Origin of the sequence: Tetzosporium hominis (assembly GCF_002265435.1) — a bacterium.
GTDB classification, from domain to species: domain Bacteria; phylum Bacillota; class Bacilli; order Bacillales_A; family Planococcaceae; genus Chryseomicrobium; species Chryseomicrobium hominis.
Window position 1 is genome coordinate 1 of the sequence record NZ_NOKQ01000311.1, and the last position, 254, is coordinate 254.

The 254-nt window shown below is 38.6% G+C and carries 1 pseudogene; it reads right to left on the reverse strand.

From position 1 onward, the window contains the following. Positions 1-106: 106 nt before the first annotated feature. A pseudogene (locus CF394_RS16355) lies at positions 107-254 on the reverse strand (T7SS effector LXG polymorphic toxin); the annotation flags it as partial.

Genomic DNA, 254 nt, shown 5'->3' on the forward strand with positions numbered 1-254 from the left:
AGCCCTTATCCATAAGCTGATCGATAAACAACACACAAATAAAACCCTTCACGATAATATAAACGTAAATAATCCCCAATATAATAATCTTCAAAGCATAAATTTATTCATCTATGAAAGTATCATAGAACTGTAGAAAAGGGGTGTGACATTCCTCGTAAAAGGCGCGGATCGCGTCGCCGCCTTTTCCTTTTAAAGCATCATCAAGTGATGTGATCCCCTCAATGGCTTTTTTGCCCTTGGCGAATTCGTCT